General features: G+C 68.3%; 15 protein-coding genes. 8 read left to right on the top strand and 7 right to left on the bottom strand.

Annotated elements, in window-relative coordinates:
* Window positions 1-68: 68 nt before the first annotated feature.
* Genes PARJ55_RS0105455 through PARJ55_RS0105445 form a run of 3 tightly spaced genes read left to right on the top strand, consistent with a single transcriptional unit; the run spans window position 69 to window position 3793 of the window.
* On the top strand, window positions 69-1736 hold the full coding sequence (locus PARJ55_RS0105455; protein WP_028712106.1) for a formate--tetrahydrofolate ligase: 1668 nt from the start codon (window positions 69-71) through the stop codon (window positions 1734-1736).
* 3 nt (window positions 1737-1739) lie between these two features.
* The gene (locus PARJ55_RS0105450) at window positions 1740-2345 is read left to right on the top strand and encodes a nicotinate-nucleotide adenylyltransferase (protein WP_028716920.1); all 606 of its coding nucleotides are present in this window, start codon (window positions 1740-1742) and stop codon (window positions 2343-2345) included.
* Window positions 2342-3793 carry a D-alanyl-D-alanine carboxypeptidase gene (locus PARJ55_RS0105445; RefSeq protein WP_028712104.1) on the top strand — a complete coding sequence of 484 codons (1452 nt, stop codon included), beginning with the start codon at window positions 2342-2344 and terminating at the stop codon, window positions 3791-3793. The genes PARJ55_RS0105450 and PARJ55_RS0105445 overlap by 4 nt, the downstream gene beginning before the upstream one ends.
* Here PARJ55_RS0105445 and PARJ55_RS0105440 read toward each other — a convergent pair.
* A complete protein-coding gene (locus tag PARJ55_RS0105440; protein WP_028712103.1) occupies window positions 3790-4212 on the bottom strand; it encodes a tellurite resistance TerB family protein in 423 nt (140 codons plus the stop codon). The two genes, PARJ55_RS0105445 and PARJ55_RS0105440, sit on opposite strands and share 4 nt — an antisense overlap.
* An 89-nt stretch (window positions 4213-4301) precedes the next feature.
* Here PARJ55_RS0105440 and PARJ55_RS0105435 point away from each other — a divergent pair, with 89 nt between their 5' ends.
* A complete protein-coding gene (locus PARJ55_RS0105435; RefSeq protein ID WP_028712102.1) occupies window positions 4302-5894 on the top strand; it encodes a lysine--tRNA ligase in 1593 nt (530 codons plus the stop codon).
* Window positions 5895-6034: 140 nt separating this feature from the next.
* Window positions 6035-8329, top strand: a complete 2295-nt coding sequence (locus tag PARJ55_RS0105430) for a hypothetical protein (protein WP_028712101.1) — start codon at window positions 6035-6037, stop codon at window positions 8327-8329.
* A 39-nt stretch (window positions 8330-8368) separates the two neighbouring features.
* Here PARJ55_RS0105430 and PARJ55_RS0105425 read toward each other — a convergent pair whose 3' ends face one another.
* From PARJ55_RS0105425 to PARJ55_RS0105400, 6 genes are all read right to left on the bottom strand, one after another.
* A complete protein-coding gene (locus PARJ55_RS0105425) occupies window positions 8369-8854 on the bottom strand; it encodes a HugZ family protein (RefSeq protein WP_028712100.1) in 486 nt (161 codons plus the stop codon).
* Between the two features lie 56 nt (window positions 8855-8910).
* The gene (locus tag PARJ55_RS0105420; protein ID WP_028712099.1) at window positions 8911-9924 is read right to left on the bottom strand and encodes an oligopeptide/dipeptide ABC transporter ATP-binding protein; all 1014 of its coding nucleotides are present in this window, start codon (window positions 9922-9924) and stop codon (window positions 8911-8913) included.
* Complete coding sequence (locus PARJ55_RS0105415; RefSeq protein ID WP_028712098.1) at window positions 9921-10976, bottom strand: oligopeptide/dipeptide ABC transporter ATP-binding protein; 1056 nt, start codon at window positions 10974-10976, stop codon at window positions 9921-9923. Before PARJ55_RS0105415 ends, PARJ55_RS0105420 begins: the two co-directional genes overlap by 4 nt.
* 1 nt (window position 10977) lies before the next feature.
* Window positions 10978-11901 carry an ABC transporter permease subunit gene (locus PARJ55_RS0105410; RefSeq protein ID WP_028712097.1) on the bottom strand — a complete coding sequence of 308 codons (924 nt, stop codon included), beginning with the start codon at window positions 11899-11901 and terminating at the stop codon, window positions 10978-10980.
* Window positions 11902-11904: 3 nt separating this feature from the next.
* On the bottom strand, window positions 11905-12822 hold the full coding sequence (oppB, locus tag PARJ55_RS0105405) for an oligopeptide ABC transporter permease OppB (protein WP_028712096.1): 918 nt from the start codon (window positions 12820-12822) through the stop codon (window positions 11905-11907).
* 64 nt (window positions 12823-12886) lie between these two features.
* On the bottom strand, window positions 12887-14491 hold the full coding sequence (locus PARJ55_RS0105400; protein ID WP_028712095.1) for a peptide ABC transporter substrate-binding protein: 1605 nt from the start codon (window positions 14489-14491) through the stop codon (window positions 12887-12889).
* A 138-nt stretch (window positions 14492-14629) separates the two neighbouring features.
* Here PARJ55_RS0105400 and cobU point away from each other — a divergent pair, with 138 nt between their 5' ends.
* The 3 genes from cobU to cobS are packed head-to-tail and all read left to right on the top strand — an operon-like array spanning window position 14630 to window position 16876.
* Window positions 14630-15163 carry a bifunctional adenosylcobinamide kinase/adenosylcobinamide-phosphate guanylyltransferase gene (cobU, locus tag PARJ55_RS0105395; RefSeq protein ID WP_028712094.1) on the top strand — a complete coding sequence of 178 codons (534 nt, stop codon included), beginning with the start codon at window positions 14630-14632 and terminating at the stop codon, window positions 15161-15163.
* The gene (cobT, locus tag PARJ55_RS0105390) at window positions 15160-16116 is read left to right on the top strand and encodes a nicotinate-nucleotide--dimethylbenzimidazole phosphoribosyltransferase (protein WP_028712093.1); all 957 of its coding nucleotides are present in this window, start codon (window positions 15160-15162) and stop codon (window positions 16114-16116) included. The genes cobU and cobT overlap by 4 nt, the downstream gene beginning before the upstream one ends.
* A complete protein-coding gene (cobS, locus tag PARJ55_RS0105385; protein WP_028712092.1) occupies window positions 16109-16876 on the top strand; it encodes an adenosylcobinamide-GDP ribazoletransferase in 768 nt (255 codons plus the stop codon). Before cobT ends, cobS begins: the two co-directional genes overlap by 8 nt.
* The last annotated feature ends 85 nt before the right edge of the window (window positions 16877-16961 follow it).

The following is a 16961-nucleotide window of genomic DNA, read 5'->3' as shown; positions in this document are numbered from 1 at the left end:
GGCGGCGGCGGGGGCTTGCTTCGCCCGGCGCAAGCCGCTCAACTGTCCGCGCAAACCGAGGAGGGATCATGAAATCGGATATCCAGATCGCCCGCGAGGCGCGGAAACTGCCCATCGCGCAGATCGCCGGCCGGCTGGGCCTGGCCGAGGCCGATTTCCTGCCCTATGGCCATGACAAGGCCAAGGTTTCGCATGAGGCCGTCGCCGCGCTGGCCGGGCGGCCCCGGGGCCGGCTGATCCTGGTCACCGCGATCAACCCGACGCCGGCGGGCGAGGGCAAGACCACGACCACGGTCGGTCTGGGCGACGGGTTGAACCGGATCGGCAAGCGGGCGACGGTCTGCATCCGCGAGGCGAGCCTGGGGCCGAATTTCGGCATGAAGGGCGGGGCGGCCGGCGGCGGCCATGCGCAGATCGTGCCGATGGAAGACATGAACCTGCATTTTACCGGCGATTTCCACGCGGTGACCAGCGCGCACAACCTGCTGGCGGCGATGATCGACAACCATATCCACTGGGGCAACGCGCTGCGCATCGACCCGCGGCGGGTGACCTGGCGGCGGGTCATGGACATGAACGACCGGGTGCTGCGGCAGATCGTGGTGGCGCTTGGCGGGCCGGCCAATGGCGTGCCGCGCGAATGCGGCTTCGACATCACCGTCGCCTCCGAGGTGATGGCGATCCTGTGCCTTGCTTCGGACCTGGCCGACCTGCAGGCGCGGCTGGGCCGCATCGTCATCGGCCAGACCTTCGAGCGCAGGCCGGTGACGGCGCGCGACCTGGGGGCCGAGGGGGCGATGACGGTGCTGCTGCGCGACGCCCTGCAGCCGAACCTGGTGCAGACGCTGGAGAACAACCCGGCCTTCGTCCATGGCGGGCCCTTCGCCAATATCGCGCATGGCTGCAACTCGGTCATGGCGACGCGCACGGCGCTGGCGCTGTCGGATTACGTCGTGACCGAGGCCGGCTTCGGCGCCGATCTGGGGGCCGAGAAATTCCTGAACATCAAGTGCCGTCTGGCCGGGCTGCAGCCCGACGCGACGGTGCTGGTGGCGACCGTGCGGGCGCTGAAGATGAACGGCGGCGCCGCCCGCGCCGATCTGGGGACCGAGGACGTCGCGGCGCTGCGCGCGGGCTGCGCCAATCTGGGCCGGCATATCGAGAACCTGCGCCGCTTCGGCCTGCCGGTGGTGGTGGCGATCAACCATTTCGCCGGCGATACCGAGGCCGAGATCGCGGCGCTGGCCGATTATTGCCGCGCGCAGGGCGTGCAGGCGGTGCTGTGCCGGCACTGGGCCGAGGGCGGCAAGGGCGCCGAGGACCTGGCCCGCGCCGTGGTCGCGCTGGCCGAGGGGGGCGCGGATTTCGCGCCGCTCTATCCCGACGACATGCCGCTGGCCGGGAAGATCGAGACCATCTGCCGCCGGATCTATCGCGCGGGCCAGGTCGAGTTCCTGCCGCATATCATCGAGCGGCTGGAGGAATGGCAGGCGGCGGGCCACGGCCATCTGCCGGTCTGCATGGCCAAGACGCAATATTCCTTTTCCGCCGATCCGGCGGCGCTTGGCGCGCCCGAGGGCTTTACCATCCCGGTGCGCGAGGTGCGGCTGGCCGCAGGGGCGGGTTTCGTGGTGGCGATCTGCGGCGACATCATGACCATGCCCGGCCTGCCGCGCGAGCCCTCGGCCCTGCGGGTGGGGATCGATGCCGACGGCCATGTGCAGGGCCTGTTCTAGGGCATGCGGGCAGGCTTTCCCATCGCCCGGCCGGGGATGACGGTCGGTCTTCTGGGCGGCTCGTTCGATCCGGCGCATGAAGGCCATGCGCATATCACCGAGGAGGCGCTGCGCCGCTTCGGCCTCGACCGGATCTGGTGGCTGGTCAGCCCCGGCAACCCCCTCAAGCCGCACGGCCCGGCGCCGCTGGACGAACGCATCGCGCGGGCGCGGCGGATCATGCGCGATCCCAGGGTCGAGGTCACCGGCATCGAGGCGCGGCTGGGCACCCGCATGACCCGCGACACCATCGCCGCGCTGCAACGGCTTTATCCCGGCGTGCGCTTCGTCTGGCTGATGGGGGCGGACAACCTGGTGCAGTTCGACCGCTGGGACCGCTGGCAGGACATCGCCGCGCGGGTGCCGATCGGCGTGATCGCGCGGCCGGGCTGGCGGATGCCGGCGCGGTTCTCGCGCGCGGCGCGGATGCTGTGGCGCGCGCGGCTGCCCGAGTCGCGCGCCCGTGAACTCGCGCGCGCTAGGCCGCCGGCCTGGGCGATGATAAACCTGCCGCTGAACAAGCTGAGCTCCACCGCGATCCGCGCGCTGGGGCCGAAAGGACGCGCATGAACGGATGGACGCGGCGTGGCTTCATGGCCGGGCTGGGGCTGCTGGCGCTGGCGCCCCGCATGGCGGCGGCGCAGCAGGTGGCGCCCGCCGGCTTCGACGCCGAGGCGCTGGTGGCCGGGGCCGGCCTGGGCGGCGCGGTGGGCTGGGCGGTGATCGATCCCGCCTCGGGCCAGCTCATGGCCGAACGGCAGGCGGACCGGCCGATGGCGCCGGCCAGCACGCTGAAGGCGGTGACGGCGCTTTACGCGCTGGACCGGCTGGGCGAGGGGCACCGTTTCGCGACCCGGGTCATTCGCGCCGGCAACACGCTGATCCTGGCGGGCGGCGGCGATCCGGTGCTGGACACGGATGCGCTGGACGCCCTGGCCGCGGCAACCGTCGCGGACGAGCAGGCCGCGGGCCGCGCGGCGCCGACCGCCCTTGCCGTCTGGGGCGGGGCGCTGCCGCGCATCGGCCGGCTGGACCCGGCGCAGGACGAGCATCTGCCCTACAACCCCTCGATCTCGGGGATGATCCTGAACTTCAACCGCGTGCATCTGGACTGGCGGCGCGGCGACAAGGGCTATCAGCTGTCCCTGCAGGCGCGGGGCCGCAAGCTGTCGCCGCGGGCCTATACGGCCTCCGTCGCCGCGGTGGACCGGGCCCTGCCGCTGTTCACCTATGAGGCGGGCAAGCTGGAGAGCTGGACCATCGCGCGGCGCAGCCTCGGCAAGTCCGGCAGCCGCTGGCTGCCGGTCCGCCGCCCCGAGCTTTATGCGGGGGACGTGTTCCAGACCCTGTGCCGGGCGCGCGGGCTGGCGCTGCCCAATCCCGAGGTGATCGAGATCCTGCCCGAGGGGGTCGAGATCGCGCGCCACGAAAGCCCCGAGCTGCGCCGGATCGTGCGCGACATGATGGAATACTCCACCAACCTGACCGCCGAGGTGATCGGGCTGGCCGCCAGCCGGGCGGGCGATACGGCGGTCTCGGCCGCTTCCATGGCGGACTGGCTGCGCGGGCAGGGGATCGCCGGCGACTTCGCCTTTCACGACCATTCCGGCCTGTCGCCCCGGAACCGCGTCACGGCGCGCGTGCTGGCGCAGCTGGTCGCCGGGCCGGGCGCGGCGCGGGGGCTGCGCGGGCTGATGAAGACGATCCCGCTGCGGGACGCGCAGGGCAAGCGCAAGCAAAGCGACATCGCCGTCGAGGCCAAGACCGGCACCTTGAACTTCGTCTCGAACCTGGCCGGCTATGCGCAGCGCCCGGGCGGGCGGGAACTGGCCTTCGCCATCCTGACCGGCGACGAGCCGCGCCGCGCGGCCAGCGAGGGGCAGGAGCTGCCCGAAGGCGTCACGGGCTGGACCAAACGCTCCAAGACCCTGCAGCAGGCGCTGATCGAGGGCTGGGTCGGCGAGTTCGGCGCCCCGGCGATCGCCACGGCCGCGCCCGAGCTTGAGGGCAGGCCCTAGAGCAGGCGGTGCCGGGCGCGGGCCGCCAGTTCGATGGCCGCGGCGTGCAGGCGCTCGATATCGAGCTGGTCGCGGATCTCGGCCAGCATCTCGGCCTCGATCTCGCCCAGCCGTCCATCCGAGGCTGCCACGTCGCAAGCGAGCACATAGGCGGTGTCATAGAGCTTTTCCGGCAGCGCGTCGCGGACCAGGCCGAAGAGGGCGTCCAGCCCGTCCTCTTCCTCGAACAGCGTCACCACGGTCTGCGACACGGCGCGGATGCGGTCGATGTCGTAATCGGCAAAGACCGGGGTATGGTTCACCGCGCGTTCGATGGCCAGCAGTTCGGCGGTGCGCGGGTTCTGGTCCGAGGCCGAGACCGCCACCATGACCGCGACCAGCGCGTCGCAGGGCGAGAACGAGGGCAGGCTGTCGGTCATGGCATTTCTCCTTGCGTTTCCGGGGGTAATTATTGACCATCCGCCAGCGTTTCAATACGGGGAAGTTCCGAGCCAATGGAGACCCGAAAATGACCGCCCTGCGTGACGCCGCGATGAAATCCAAGGCCTGGCCTTTCGAGGAGGCTCGCCGCGTGCTGAAACGCTATGAGAAGAAGGACCCCGAAAAGGGCTATGTGCTGTTCGAAACCGGCTACGGCCCCTCGGGCCTGCCGCATATCGGCACCTTCGGCGAGGTGGCGCGCACGACCATGGTGCGCCGCGCCTTCGAGATCATCTCGGACATCCCGACGCGGCTGTTCTGCTTTTCCGACGACATGGACGGCATGCGCAAGGTGCCCGACAACGTGCCCCAGCAGGAGATGCTGCGCCAGCACCTGCAGGAGCCGCTGACCACCGTCCCGGACCCGTTCGGCGAATATGACAGCTTCGGCGGGCATAACAACGCCATGCTGCGCCGCTTCCTGGACACTTTCGGTTTCGAATACGAGTTCATCAGCGCGACCGAATTCTACAAGTCGGGCCAGTTCGACGAGACGCTGCTGAAAGCGGCCGAGAAATACGACGCCATCATGGAAGTGATGCTGGCCAGCTTGCGCGAGGAACGCCAGCAGACCTATTCCTGCTTCCTGCCGATCAGCCCCAAGACCGGCAAGGTGCTTTACGTGCCGATCAAGCATGTCGATGCGAAAGCCGGCACCATCACCTTCGACGACGAGGACGGGCAGGAGCTGACCCTGCCGGTCACCGGCGGCCATGTGAAGCTGCAGTGGAAGCCGGATTTCGGCGCCCGCTGGGCGGCGCTGGATGTCGATTTCGAGATGTATGGCAAGGATCACAGCACCAATACGCCGATCTATGACGGCATCTGCAAGATCCTGGGCGGCCGGCCGCCCGAGCATTTCACCTATGAGCTGTTCCTGGACCAGCACGGTCAGAAGATCAGCAAGTCCAAGGGCAACGGCCTGTCCATCGACGAATGGCTGACCTATGCGGCGACCGAGAGCCTGAGCTATTTCATGTTCCAGAAGCCCAAGACCGCGAAGCGGATGTATTTCGACGTTATCCCCAAGGCGGTGGACGAATACCACCAGCAGTTGCGCGCCTATCCCGACCAGACGGTCGAGCAGCAGTTGGCCAACCCCGTCTGGCACATCCATGGCGGGAAGGTGCCGGAATCGGACATGGTGGTGCCGTTCCAGATGCTGCTGAATCTCGCCTCGGTGGCGGGGGCCAAGGACAAGACCGGGCTCTGGGGCTTCATCCGCCGCTATGCGCCCGAGGCCAGCCCCGAGACCAACCCGGCGCTGGACCAGGCCGCGGAATTCGCCGTGCGCTATTTCAACGATTTCGTCGCCCCGACCCGGACCTATCGCCAGCCTTCCGAGATCGAGCGCCGGGCGCTGGAGGATCTGGCCGGACGGCTGGCCGCCTGGGAACAGCCGGCGGATGCCGAGGCCCTGCAGACCATGGTCTTCGCCATCGGCCGCGAGCACGGATTCGAGCCGATGAAGGACTGGTTCCAGGCGCTCTACCAGGTTCTGCTGGGTGCCGATCAGGGGCCGCGCTTCGGCGGGTTCATCGCGCTTTACGGCGTGGACGAGACGCGGGCGCTGATCGAGCGGGCACTGGCCGGCGAACTGGCGGGTGAGGCAACCGCCTGATCCTGCGCAGGAATCTCATGTTGCGCGCGGCCGTGTTGCCGCGCGCGCATGGTTAACGACCGGTTAACGCGACATTGCCAGAGTCCTGACAGACCGCGCGGGCATCTGCCTCGCATGATCTGGAATAGGGAGAAATTGGCATGACCATTGCGATTATCGGCAACCAGTCGTTGATGCCGCGCGCCTTCCGGCTGGGCCTGAATCAGTGGTCCCAGACCGATGGCCGGGCCGGGTCTCCGACCTGGGCGGGTGCGGCGAACGCGGCGGTCGTCCCGGCGGACGAGGATTTCGGCAGTTGTCTCGAAATCCTCAAGCTCGAGACGGTGACATCCATCCGCTACATGCAGCGCACGCCGATCAATCCGGGCAGCTATCTGCGCGTCTCGGCGCGGGTGAAGGCCATCGCCGGCAACCTGCCGCAGGTGCGCATCGCCGCCTTCGCCGGCAATGCCGCGGGCGAGAATGTCGCGGGCGTGACCCAGATGGGCCCCGCGGCCACGCTGCCGGGCTATGGGCAGGTGGTCGAGGTCTCGGCCATCGTCGGCACCGGCCGGCGTGCGGGCGTGGACATGCCTTGGGGGCGCAATGCCACCTTCGGCCATTTCGGCCTGGACCTGACCGGCGACAACAACGGCTCGATCCGCATCGAGAGCATCGTCATCGAGGACGTGACGGCGGCCTTCGTGCCGGGGATGCTGGACTGGGTCGACGTGCGCGATTTCGGCGCCATCGGCGACGGCGTGGCCAATGACCGGGGCGCCTTTGTCGCCGCCGACCAGGCCGCCGCCGGGCGTCAGCTGCTGGTGCCCGAGGGCCGGTATTTCATCGGCTCGGACCTGAGCCTGTCCGCGCCCGTCCGCTTCGTCGGCACGCTGACCATGCCGCGCGCGGCGCGGCTGGCGCTGACGCGCAGCTTCGACTACCCGACCTATGCCGCAGCCTTCGGCGATGAGACCGAGGGGATGAAACGCGCGCTGCAGGCGCTTCTGGGCTTTACCGACCATTCCATGCTGGACCTGTGCGGCCGCAACGTGCATCTGGTCGAGCCGATCACCATTTCCGGCTCGGCCCCGAGCATGACCAGCTTTGCCAACCGCCGGGTCATCGCCAATGGCCAGATCAGCATCGTGCCCGGCCCGGCCTGGGACAGCCGGGTGGTGAACTCGGTCGCGACCTACAATCCCGGCCAGTCGCTGACGCTTTCCGCGGTCGGCAACATCGCCAATATCGAGGTCGGCTCGCGCGTCAGCGGCAACGGCGTCGGGCGCGAGGTCTATGTCATGGCCCGGAACGTGGCGGCCGGCACGCTGACGCTGTCGCAGCCGCTTTACGGCGGGCAGGGCACGCGCAGCTATACCTTCACGCGCTATCGCTATGCCATTGATTTCTCGGACATGGAGCAGCTCAGCCGCTTCAATTTCGACGATATCGAGTTTCTGCTGGAGGGCAATGCCAGCGGCGTCATGCTGGCCAAGACCGGTAACATGAACTGTTTCCGCGACTGCTATTTCACCCGGCCCAGGGATCGCGGCATCACCTCGATCGGCTCGGCCTGCCAGGGGATGCTGGTCGATCGCTGCGAGTTCCTGTCCAACGAGATGAGCGATCTGGCGCAGAACCGCACCACCGTCGCGCTGAACGTCAACAACAACGACACCAAGATCCGCCACAGCCGCTTCATCCGCTTCGCGCATTTTGCGGTGATGAACGGCGGCGGCCACATGATCGAGGGCAATCACTGGTTCCAGGGCGACAACGCCCAGAACGGCGTGCGCTTCGGCGGGCTGATCCTGACCCAGACCAATGTGCAGACCACGGTGACCGGCAATTACATCGACAATTGCTCGATCGAGTGGACGAACGAGCACGACCCCCGCCCGAATTTCGAGGGCGAGGAATATTCCTTCGGCGGGCTGACCATCACCGGGAACACCTTCCTCGCCTCGAACACGACGCTGGGCTTCAACTGGCTGGTGGTCAAGCCCTACGGCACCGGTCATTTCATCCACGGCCTGGCGGTGATGGGCAATGTGTTCAAGTCGCTGTTCAACAAGATCACCCGCATCGACCGGGTGGACACCACCTTTGCCGACCTGAACTATCAGCGGATGCGCAACATCCAGTTCCAAGGCAACATGTTCAACGGCGTGAACACCTATGTCGCCAACCCGGTGGACATCACCCACAGCCAGGCCACGGCCTCGAATCGCTGGCTGATCACCGTGGACAAGGCGCTGCCCTTCAACGGCTGGGTGCGCAATGTCGAATCCGTGGTCGCGACCAGCGCCATCACCAATGCCGCCAACGCCCGGATCAGCGAGATGCCCTGGGTGCAGACGCAACTGGCGGCGAACCAGCGCCAGATCGCGCTGAACTGGAACGCGGCGGCGCGGGGGGCGGTCAGCATCCGGGCGCGGATGGACAACCCGGACTAAGGCGGTCCTTTCAGGATTTCTCCCAAGGCCCCCGGCGGATCACTCTGCCGGGGGTTTCAGCATGTCCGGCGGCCGGAGCCTGAACGCCTGCCCGAAACCGGCATTGAGCAGGCCCGAAAGCGGCTCAATGCGCCAGAAGCGGAAGTCCGGCAGGTCGAGATAGACCCTGGCCTTGGGATCCTTCGCCAGCCAGCGGGCGCGGCGGTCCTGGTCCGGGTCGGCGGGGACGGCCCGGCCGAGGACCGACAGGCGCGCATGGGTCATGGCGTCGCCCTTGGCCGCTTCGGCCGCGATCAGCAGCCCGGCCCGCGGGTCGGCCGCCAGCGCGCGGGTATGCGCCGCCAGTCCCGACAGCAGGGCCAGCGGCGTGCCGTCCGCATCGGTCTGCAAGGCGATGCGGGTGACCAGCGGCACGCCCGTCTTGGGGTCGAGCGTGCCGAGGCTGGCATGGCGCGCGCCCTCCAGCAATTGCCGGGCCAGGGCGCGGGCCTCGTCGGTGGTTTCGCGAATCGGGTCCATCTTCATGGCGCCATGCTGCGCCGGTCCCGGCCCGGCCGGCAACCGGTCTTTGACGGCATGGGTCAGGCGCTCGCCGCCAGTTCCTCGGGACGCAGCGCGCCGGGGAAATGGCAGGCGGTCAGGTGCCCGTCGCCCAGAAGCGCCGGCCGCTCGGCGGCGCAGAGGGCCTGCGCGCGCGGGCAGCGGGTGCGGAACACGCAGCCCGAGGGCGGGTTCATCGGCGAGGGCAGCTCGCCCCGCAGCGGGATCATCCGCTTGTCGCGTTCCAACTGCGGGTCGGGGATCGGCACGGCCGAAAGCAGCGCCTGGGTATAGGGATGCTGCGGATCGGCATAGAGCGCCTGCGACCCGGCCAGCTCCATCACCCGGCCCAGATACATCACCAGCACCCGGTCGCTGATATGCTTCACCACCGAGAGGTCATGCGCGATGAAGATCAGCGCCAGTCCCAGGTCGCGCTGCAGCTCGTCCAGCAGGTTGATGACCTGGGCCTGGATCGACACGTCCAGCGCCGAGACCGGCTCGTCGCAGATCACCAGCTTCGGCTGCACGATCAGGGCGCGGGCGATGCCGATGCGCTGGCACTGGCCGCCGCTGAATTCGTGCGGATAGCGGTTGATCTGGTTCGGAAGCAGGCCGACGCGGTCCATCATGTCCTTGACGCGGCGCTTGACCTCGTCGCGGCCCAGGCCCTTGTGATGGGTGGCCAGCGGCTCGGCGATGATCTGGCCCACGGTCATGCGCGGGTTCAGGCTGGCCAGCGGGTCCTGGAACACCATCTGGATCTGGCTGCGGTATTTCAGCATCCCTCGCGCCGAAAGGCCGATCAGGTCGGTGCCGTCCTGCCAGATCGCCCGGCCCGACGCCGGGACCAGGCCGGTCAGCGCCCGCGCCAAGGTCGATTTGCCCGAGCCCGATTCGCCGACGATGCCCAGCGTCTCTCCCGGCATCAGGGTGAAATCCACCCCGCCGACGGCATGCAGCAGGCGTGGCCTGGCCCAGGGCAGGGCGCCTTGCGCGGGAAGCTGGAAGGTGACGCGCAGGTCGCGCGCCTCGATCAGCGGCTTGGCGGTCATGGCTTGGCCTCCTGAAGCATCCCGGCCGGCGCCTCGTCCAGATCGGCGGCGGCGGGCTCGGGCAGGTCGGGCTGCGGGGCATGGCCGGCGCGCACCGTGGCAAGGCCGGCATGGCAGGCCCGCTCGCGCCCCGGCGCGAAGGGGTCGAGCGGCGGCATGGTCTCGCAGACCGGCATGGCATAGGCGCAGCGCGGCGCGAAGGGACAGCCGGGCGGCGGGTTGGTCATGTTGGGCGGGCTGCCGGGAATGGCGGTCAGCCGCTCGCCCTTCTGGTCCACGCGCGGGATCGCCGCCAGCAGGCCCTGGGTATAGGGATGCGCGGGGTCGGCGAAGATCGGCCCGACCGGCGCGCGCTCCATCACCCTGCCGCCATACATGACCATCACCCGCTCGCAGGCGCCGGCGACCACGCCGAGATCATGGGTGATCAGGATCATCGCCATGCCGAATTCGCGGCGCAGATCGGCCAGCAGTTCCATGATCTGCGCCTGCACGGTCACGTCCAGCGCCGTGGTCGGCTCGTCCGCGATCAGCAGGTCCGGACGGCAGAGCAGCGCCATGGCGATCATCACCCGCTGCCGCATGCCGCCGGAAAACTCGTGCGGATACAGCCGGATGCGGCCGCGCGCGTCGGGGATCTTCACCGCGTCGAGCATCCGCGCGGCCTCGGCCACCGCCTCGCGCTTGCCCAGGCCCTTGTGCAGCATCAGCACCTCGGCCATCTGGTCCGAGACGCGCATATAGGGGTTCAGGCTGGTCATCGGGTCCTGGAACACCATGGCGATGCGGCGGGCGCGGATGCGGTTCAGGACCTTGGGCGGGGCGTTCAGGATCTCGGTGCCGTCGAAGCGAACCGAGCCCGTGGCGCGGCCGTTCCGCGCCAGCAGGCCCATGATCGAGAACGCCAGTTGCGACTTGCCCGAGCCCGATTCGCCGACGATGCCCAGCGTCTGGCCGCGTTCCACGTCCAGGTCGATTCCGTTCACGGCCGAGACCTCGCCGTCGGTGGTGGCGAAGCGCACGGTCAGGTCGCGGATTTCCAGCAGCGCCATGTCAGCGATCCTTCGGGTCCAGCGCATCGCGCAAGCCGTCGCCGACGAAGAAGAAGGCAAACAGCGTGATGCAGAAGAAGAACAGCGGAAAGGCCAGCTGCCAGAGCGTGCCGTAGTTCATCGTCCCCGCCCCTTCGGAGATCAGCGCCCCCCAGGAGGTCAGCGGCTCCTGCACGCCAAGGCCCAGGAAGCTGATGAAGCTTTCCGACAGGATCATCAGCGGCACCAGCAGCGTCGCATAGACCGCGACCACGCCCATCAGGTTCGGCACGATATGGCGCAGGATGATCCGCCATGCTGGGACGCCGGTGGCGCGGGCGGCCTCGATGAATTCGCGGTTCTTCAGGCTCAGGGTCTGGCCGCGCACGATGCGCGACATGTCCAGCCAGGAAATCAGGCCGATGCCCAGGAACAGCATGGACATCGAGCGGCCGAAGACCACCAGCAGCAGGATCAGCACGAACATGTAGGGGATCGACATCAGCACATCGACCGCGCGCATCATCACCGCATCGGTGCGCCCGCCGACATAGCCTGCCGTCGCGCCGTAAAGCGTGCCGACGACGACCGCGATGCCGGCGCCGATCAGCCCGACCATCAGGCTGACCTGCGTGCCCTGCACCGTGCGCGAGAACAGGTCGCGGCCCAGGTCGTCGGTGCCGAAATAATGCCCGTTCGACCAGCTGGGCGCGCCGAGCTGCGCGGCCTGGCCCATGATCGAGAAGTCCATCTCCTCGTTCGACCAGGCGGCCAGCTGGTTGCCCAGCAGCGCGAACAGCCCGACCAGGACCAGCACCGCGAGGCTGACCATGGCGGCCTTGTTGCGGCGAAAGCGGCGGCGGGCGTCGGCCCAGGGGCTGCGGCCCCTGACCTCGGGTTCGGCAAGCCGCGCGGCCAGCGATTGCATCTGACGGCTGTCGATCATGGCTCAATACCGGATCTTCGGGTCGATCCAGGCGTAGAGCACATCGACCACGAGGCTGAAAAGGATGGTCAGCGCGCCGACGAGGATGGTGATCCCCATCATCACCGCATAATCGCGGTTCAGCGCCGAATCGACGAAGCTGCGGCCGATGCCGCCGGTCGAGAAATACATGTCGATCACCACCGATCCGGTGATCATGGTGACGAAGGCGGGGCCAAGGTAGCTGATGACCGGCAGCATGGCGGGCTTCAAGGCATGGCGCAGGATCACCGCGCGTTCGGGCAGCCCCTTGGCGCGGGCGGTGCGGATGTGGTTCGAGCCCAGCACCTCAAGCATCGAGGACCGCGTGATGCGCGCGATCGAGGCCATGAAGCTGGTGGAGAGCGCCACGACCGGCATGATCCAGTAGATCGGCCCGCCCCAGCCGCCGCCCGGCAGCCAGCCGAGCCACAGCGTGAAGACCAGCACCAGCAGCGGCGCCATGACGAAATTCGGCAGCACCTGCGCGCCGATCGAGATGCCGACGGCCAGGTAGTCCATCCAGCTGTTCTGCCGGATCGCCGCCGCGACGCCCAGGGCCACGCCGACCGCCACCGCCACGACAAAGGCGATGCCGCCATAGGTCAGCGTCACCGGAAAGCCGGCGGCGATGATCTGGTTCACCGAACGGTCGGGATAGACGAAGCTGGGACCGAAGTCGAAATGCGCCACGATCCCCCAGACATAGCCCGCGATCTGCCGCCAGAGCGGCTCGTCCAGCCCGTATTTCGCGTTCAGGTTGGCCAGCACCTGCGGCGGCAGGGCGCGTTCCTGCGTGAAGGGCCCGCCGGGCGCGGCATGCATCAGCAGGAACGAGACGACGATCAGCAGAAGCAGCGTCGGAATGGCGACCGCGAGCCGCCGCAGGATGAAGCCGAACATGCGCAGGTTCCCGATGACAGGTGCCGGACGTGTTCAGGGGCAGCCGCGCGGCCACCCCCGGGGGTCATTTCTGGATGCGGTAGATGTCCTTGGCATACCAGTCGTTCATCACGTTCTCGGTCGGCAGGCCCTTGATGTCGTCGCGGATCATGTCGACCTTGGAATATTGATAGACCGGGACCAGCGGCATGTCCTCGGCCAGGATCTTCTCGGCCGCGGTATATTGCTCGTTCGGGTCTTCCGAGGTCTTGGACTGGTCCATCAGCCTGTCGAATTCCGGGTTGGAATACTTGCCGTAGTTCATGCCCGTGCTGCGGAAATAGTCGAGGAAGGTCGAGGCCTCGTTATAGTCGGCGCACCAGGCATAGCGGGCCATCTCGAAATCCTGCGACTGCATGCGGTCGGTATGCACCTTCCATTCCACGTTGTTCAGCGTCAGCTCGACGCCGATCTGCTTGTAGAACTGCTGCGCGGCGACGGCGATCTTCTTGTGGTTCTCGTCGGTATTGTATTGCAGGGTCAGCTTCAGCGGCTTGTCGGGACCGTAGCCGGCCTCGGCCAGCAGCGCCTTGGCCTTTTCCAGCCGCTCGGCCTGGGACCAGCCGGCATAGTCGATCTCGGGCATCTGGAAGCCCTCGATGGCCCAATGCGTCCAGTTATAGGCCGGCTTCTGGCCGCCCTGCAGGATCTGGTTCACCACCACGTCGCGCTGCATGGCATAGCTGAGCGCCTTGCGCACCCGCACGTCCTTCAGCGCCTCGGGGCCTTTCTCGCTGACGTTCAGAAGATAGGCATAGGTGCAGGAATAGGGGATCGAGACCGCCTGGTCGGGGAATTGCTCCTTGAGCCGTGGATATTGCCCGGCCGGGATCTGCACGCGGTCGAGCTCGCCCGCCTGATAGCGGGTCAGCGCGACGTTGTTGTCGTTCACCGTCAGGCCCTTGATCCGCTCCATGATCACATTGTCCGCGTCCCAGTATTCCGGGTTCTTCTCCATGCTGATCTGCACGCCCAGGTCGTGGCTTTTCAGCACATAGGCGCCGTTGCCGACCAGCTTGCCGGGCTGGGTCCAGCTGTCGCCCTCGGCCTCGACCACCTTCTGGTGGACCGGGAAGGTCGAGCCATGCGTGACCATTTTCGGGAAATAGGGCGTGGGGGTGGTCAGCCTGACCTCCAGCGTGTGGTCGTCCACGGCCTTGACGCCCAGCTCCTCGGGCGTCTTCTCGCCCTTGACCACCGCCGTGGCGTTCTCGACGTTCATCAGCTCCATGAACCAGGCATATTCGCTGGCGGTGGCCGGATCGGCCAGCCGCCGCCAGCTATAGACGAAATCATGCGCGGTGACCGGATCGCCATTCGACCATTTCGCCTCGGGGCGCAGGTGGAAGGTATAGGTCAGCTTGTCCTCGGACAGGTCGAAGCCGGTCGCGACGCCGGGAACCGGCGCGCCCTTCTCGTCCTCGTTCAGCAGGCCCTCGAAGAGCTGGCGGATGATGTCCGAGCCCTCGACATCGGTGTTCTTCTGCGGGTCGGCGGTCTTGATCGCGTCCAGCAGCCAGAAGGTATAGGATTGGTTCTCGGCCAGCTTCTCGCCCTCGGCGGGCTTCACGGCCAGCGCAGGCAGGGCCATGCCTGCAACCAGAGCGGTCGTCAGGAACAGTCGGATCATGGGGCACCTCTCTGATGTTCATAGCGCGGTTCTTGCTGTCCATGCCGCGCGGATGACCGAAATTGAGCCCAAAACCTGTAAGACAGCAAGAGAGATTTCCGGCTTTCGCAGGGCCCGCCCATGTGAAACAACACGGACATGAGCAGCGATCCGCGCATCATCATGGTCACCGGCGGCGCCCGTTCGGGCAAGTCCGCGCTGGCCGAATCCATCGCCGCCCGTCACCCGGGCGCGCGGATCTATATCGCCACGGCCGAAGCCCGGGACGACGAAATGACGCAGCGTATCGGCCGGCACCGCGACCGGCGCGGCACCGGCTGGCAGACGGTCGAGGAGCCGCGCGATCTGGCCGGCGCGCTGGCGCGCACGGACGGGCAGGGGGTGCGGCTGGTCGATTGCCTGACGCTGTGGCTGTCGAACCTGATGGCCGACGGGGATGATCCCGCCCCGCAGGTGCGCCGGCTTTGCGCGGTGCTGGGCGCGCAGAACAGCCCCGTGGTGCTGGTGACGAACGAGCTGGGTCTGGGCATCGTGCCCGAGAATGCGCTTGCCCGCCGCTTCCGGGACGAGCATGGCTGGATGAACCAGGCGGTGGCCGGGGTCGCGGACGAGGTCTGGATGGCCGTCAGCGGCCTGCCGCTACGCCTCAAACCGCAAAGAGGGACATCGTGAAAGAGTTCGACGAGACCGCCGCCGCCGCCGCCCGCGACCGCCAGGACCAGTTGACCAAGCCCCCCGGCTCGCTGGGCCGGCTCGAAGAGCTGGCGGTGTTCATGGCCGGCTGGCAGGGCCGCGAGCGGCCGGCGATCGAGCGCGCGCAGGCGCTGGTCTTTGCCGGCAATCACGGCATCACCCGGCAGGGCGTGAACGCCTTCCCGGCCGAAGTCACCGCCCAGATGGTCGAGAATTTCCGCAAGGGCGGCGCGGCGATCAACCAGCTTTGCCGGCTGGCGGGGGCCGAGCTGCAGGTCATCGCGCTGGACCTGGACCGGCCGACCGGGGATTTCACTGAAGGCATGGCGATGGAGGTCGACGAGCTGGTCGCCGCCATCCAGACCGGCAAGAACGCCGTGGACCCGAAGGCCGACGTGATCCTGCTGGGCGAGATGGGGATCGGCAATTCCACCGTCGCGGCGGCGCTGGCGGCGGCGACCTTCGGCGGCACGGCCGAGGACTGGGTCGGGCCCGGCACCGGCGCCGACGACGCGGTCATGGCCAACAAGCTGCGCGCCGTCGCGGCCGGGCTCAAGCGCCACAAGGGCGCTGCGACGGCGGCCTCGATCCTGGGCTCTTATGGCGGGCGCGAGCAGGCGGCGATCTGCGGCGCGGTGATCCGGGCGCGCGAGCTGGGGATCCCGGTGATCCTGGACGGGTTCATCTGCTCGGCGGCGGCGGGCGTGCTGCTGGTCAACGACCGCAACGCGCTGGACCATTGCCTGATCGGCCATGAAAGCGCCGAGCCGGGCCATCGCCGCCTGATCGCGGTGATGCAGAAGAAGCCGGTGGTGACGCTGGACATGCGCCTGGGCGAGGGCTCGGGCGCGGCGGTGGCGCTGATGATCCTGCGCGCGGCGCTGGAATGCCATAACGGCATGGCCACCTTTGCCGAGGCCGGGATTGGCTAGGCTTCCGGCCGAGGCGGCGCTGGCGCTGGTCTGGCTGACCCGGCTGCCTGCGGGGCGGCTGTTGCCCGCGACGCCGCCCGCCCTGGCGCGGGCGGCCTGGGCCTTTCCGCTGGCGGGGCTGGCCGTCGGGCTGATCGGCGCCGCCGTTCTGGCGCTGGCCGCCTTTGCCGGGTTGCCGGCACCGGTCGCGGCGCTGCTGACGGTGGGCGCCATGATCCTTGTCACCGGCGGGCTGCACGAAGACGGGCTGGCCGATTTCGCGGATGGCAGCGGCGGCGCCACGCCCGAGCGGCGGCTGGAGATCATGCGCGATTCCCGCATCGGCAGCTATGGCGTCCTGGCCCTGATCGTGACCATCGGGCTGCGCCTGGCGGCGGTTGCGGCGCTGTTCGGCGACCCGTGGCTGGCCGCGGCAGCCCTGGCCGGGATGGCGGCGGCCTCGCGCGCCGGCATGGCGACGGGGCTGGGGCTGATGCCGCCGGCGCGGCGCGACGGGCTGGGCCATGCCGCGGGCCGGCCGGGGCGCGGCACCGTCGCAGCGGCGCTGGCGTTGGGCGCCGCGGCCTTGCTGCTGCCGGCGCTATGCCTACCGTATCCGCCGGCGGCCTGGCTTCTGCCGGCGGCGGCCATGGCGGCGGCGCAGCTCTGGCTGGCGCGGCGGGCGATGCGCGGGCTCGGCGGGCAGACCGGCGACGTTCTGGGCGCCATGCAGCAGGCGGGCGAGGTCGCGGGGCTGGTCGCCCTGACCGCGCTGGCCTAAGCGCCGTTACGTCGCTTTGCTTTTTCTTGACCGCCTTTAGGGGTTCATTCATACGAAACGGCTACATCAAGGGGGAAACCCCTGC

This window comes from Paracoccus sp. J55 (assembly GCF_000513975.1).
Classification (GTDB): Bacteria; Pseudomonadota; Alphaproteobacteria; order Rhodobacterales; family Rhodobacteraceae; genus Paracoccus.
Note: the sequence above shows the minus strand (reverse complement) of the source record. Positions and strands in the feature narration are given on the sequence as shown.

What these genes read in the sequence shown, in the direction of transcription:
- PARJ55_RS0105435 (WP_028712102.1), top strand. Translation starts at nt 4,302, where the DNA reads ATGACCGCCCTGCGTGACGCCGCGATGAAATCCAAGGCCTGGCCTTTC.
- PARJ55_RS0105425 (WP_028712100.1), bottom strand. Translation starts at nt 8,854, where the DNA reads ATGAAGATGGACCCGATTCGCGAAACCACCGACGAGGCCCGCGCCCTG.
- PARJ55_RS0105430 (WP_028712101.1), top strand. Translation starts at nt 6,035, where the DNA reads ATGACCATTGCGATTATCGGCAACCAGTCGTTGATGCCGCGCGCCTTC.
- PARJ55_RS0105420 (WP_028712099.1), bottom strand. Translation starts at nt 9,924, where the DNA reads ATGACCGCCAAGCCGCTGATCGAGGCGCGCGACCTGCGCGTCACCTTC.
- PARJ55_RS0105440 (WP_028712103.1), bottom strand. Translation starts at nt 4,212, where the DNA reads ATGACCGACAGCCTGCCCTCGTTCTCGCCCTGCGACGCGCTGGTCGCG.
- oppB (WP_028712096.1), bottom strand. Translation starts at nt 12,822, where the DNA reads ATGTTCGGCTTCATCCTGCGGCGGCTCGCGGTCGCCATTCCGACGCTG.
- PARJ55_RS0105410 (WP_028712097.1), bottom strand. Translation starts at nt 11,901, where the DNA reads ATGATCGACAGCCGTCAGATGCAATCGCTGGCCGCGCGGCTTGCCGAA.
- PARJ55_RS0105400 (WP_028712095.1), bottom strand. Translation starts at nt 14,491, where the DNA reads ATGATCCGACTGTTCCTGACGACCGCTCTGGTTGCAGGCATGGCCCTG.
- cobU (WP_028712094.1), top strand. Translation starts at nt 14,630, where the DNA reads ATGAGCAGCGATCCGCGCATCATCATGGTCACCGGCGGCGCCCGTTCG.
- PARJ55_RS0105445 (WP_028712104.1), top strand. Translation starts at nt 2,342, where the DNA reads ATGAACGGATGGACGCGGCGTGGCTTCATGGCCGGGCTGGGGCTGCTG.
- PARJ55_RS0105455 (WP_028712106.1), top strand. Translation starts at nt 69, where the DNA reads ATGAAATCGGATATCCAGATCGCCCGCGAGGCGCGGAAACTGCCCATC.
- PARJ55_RS0105415 (WP_028712098.1), bottom strand. Translation starts at nt 10,976, where the DNA reads ATGGCGCTGCTGGAAATCCGCGACCTGACCGTGCGCTTCGCCACCACC.
- PARJ55_RS0105450 (WP_028716920.1), top strand. Translation starts at nt 1,740, where the DNA reads ATGCGGGCAGGCTTTCCCATCGCCCGGCCGGGGATGACGGTCGGTCTT.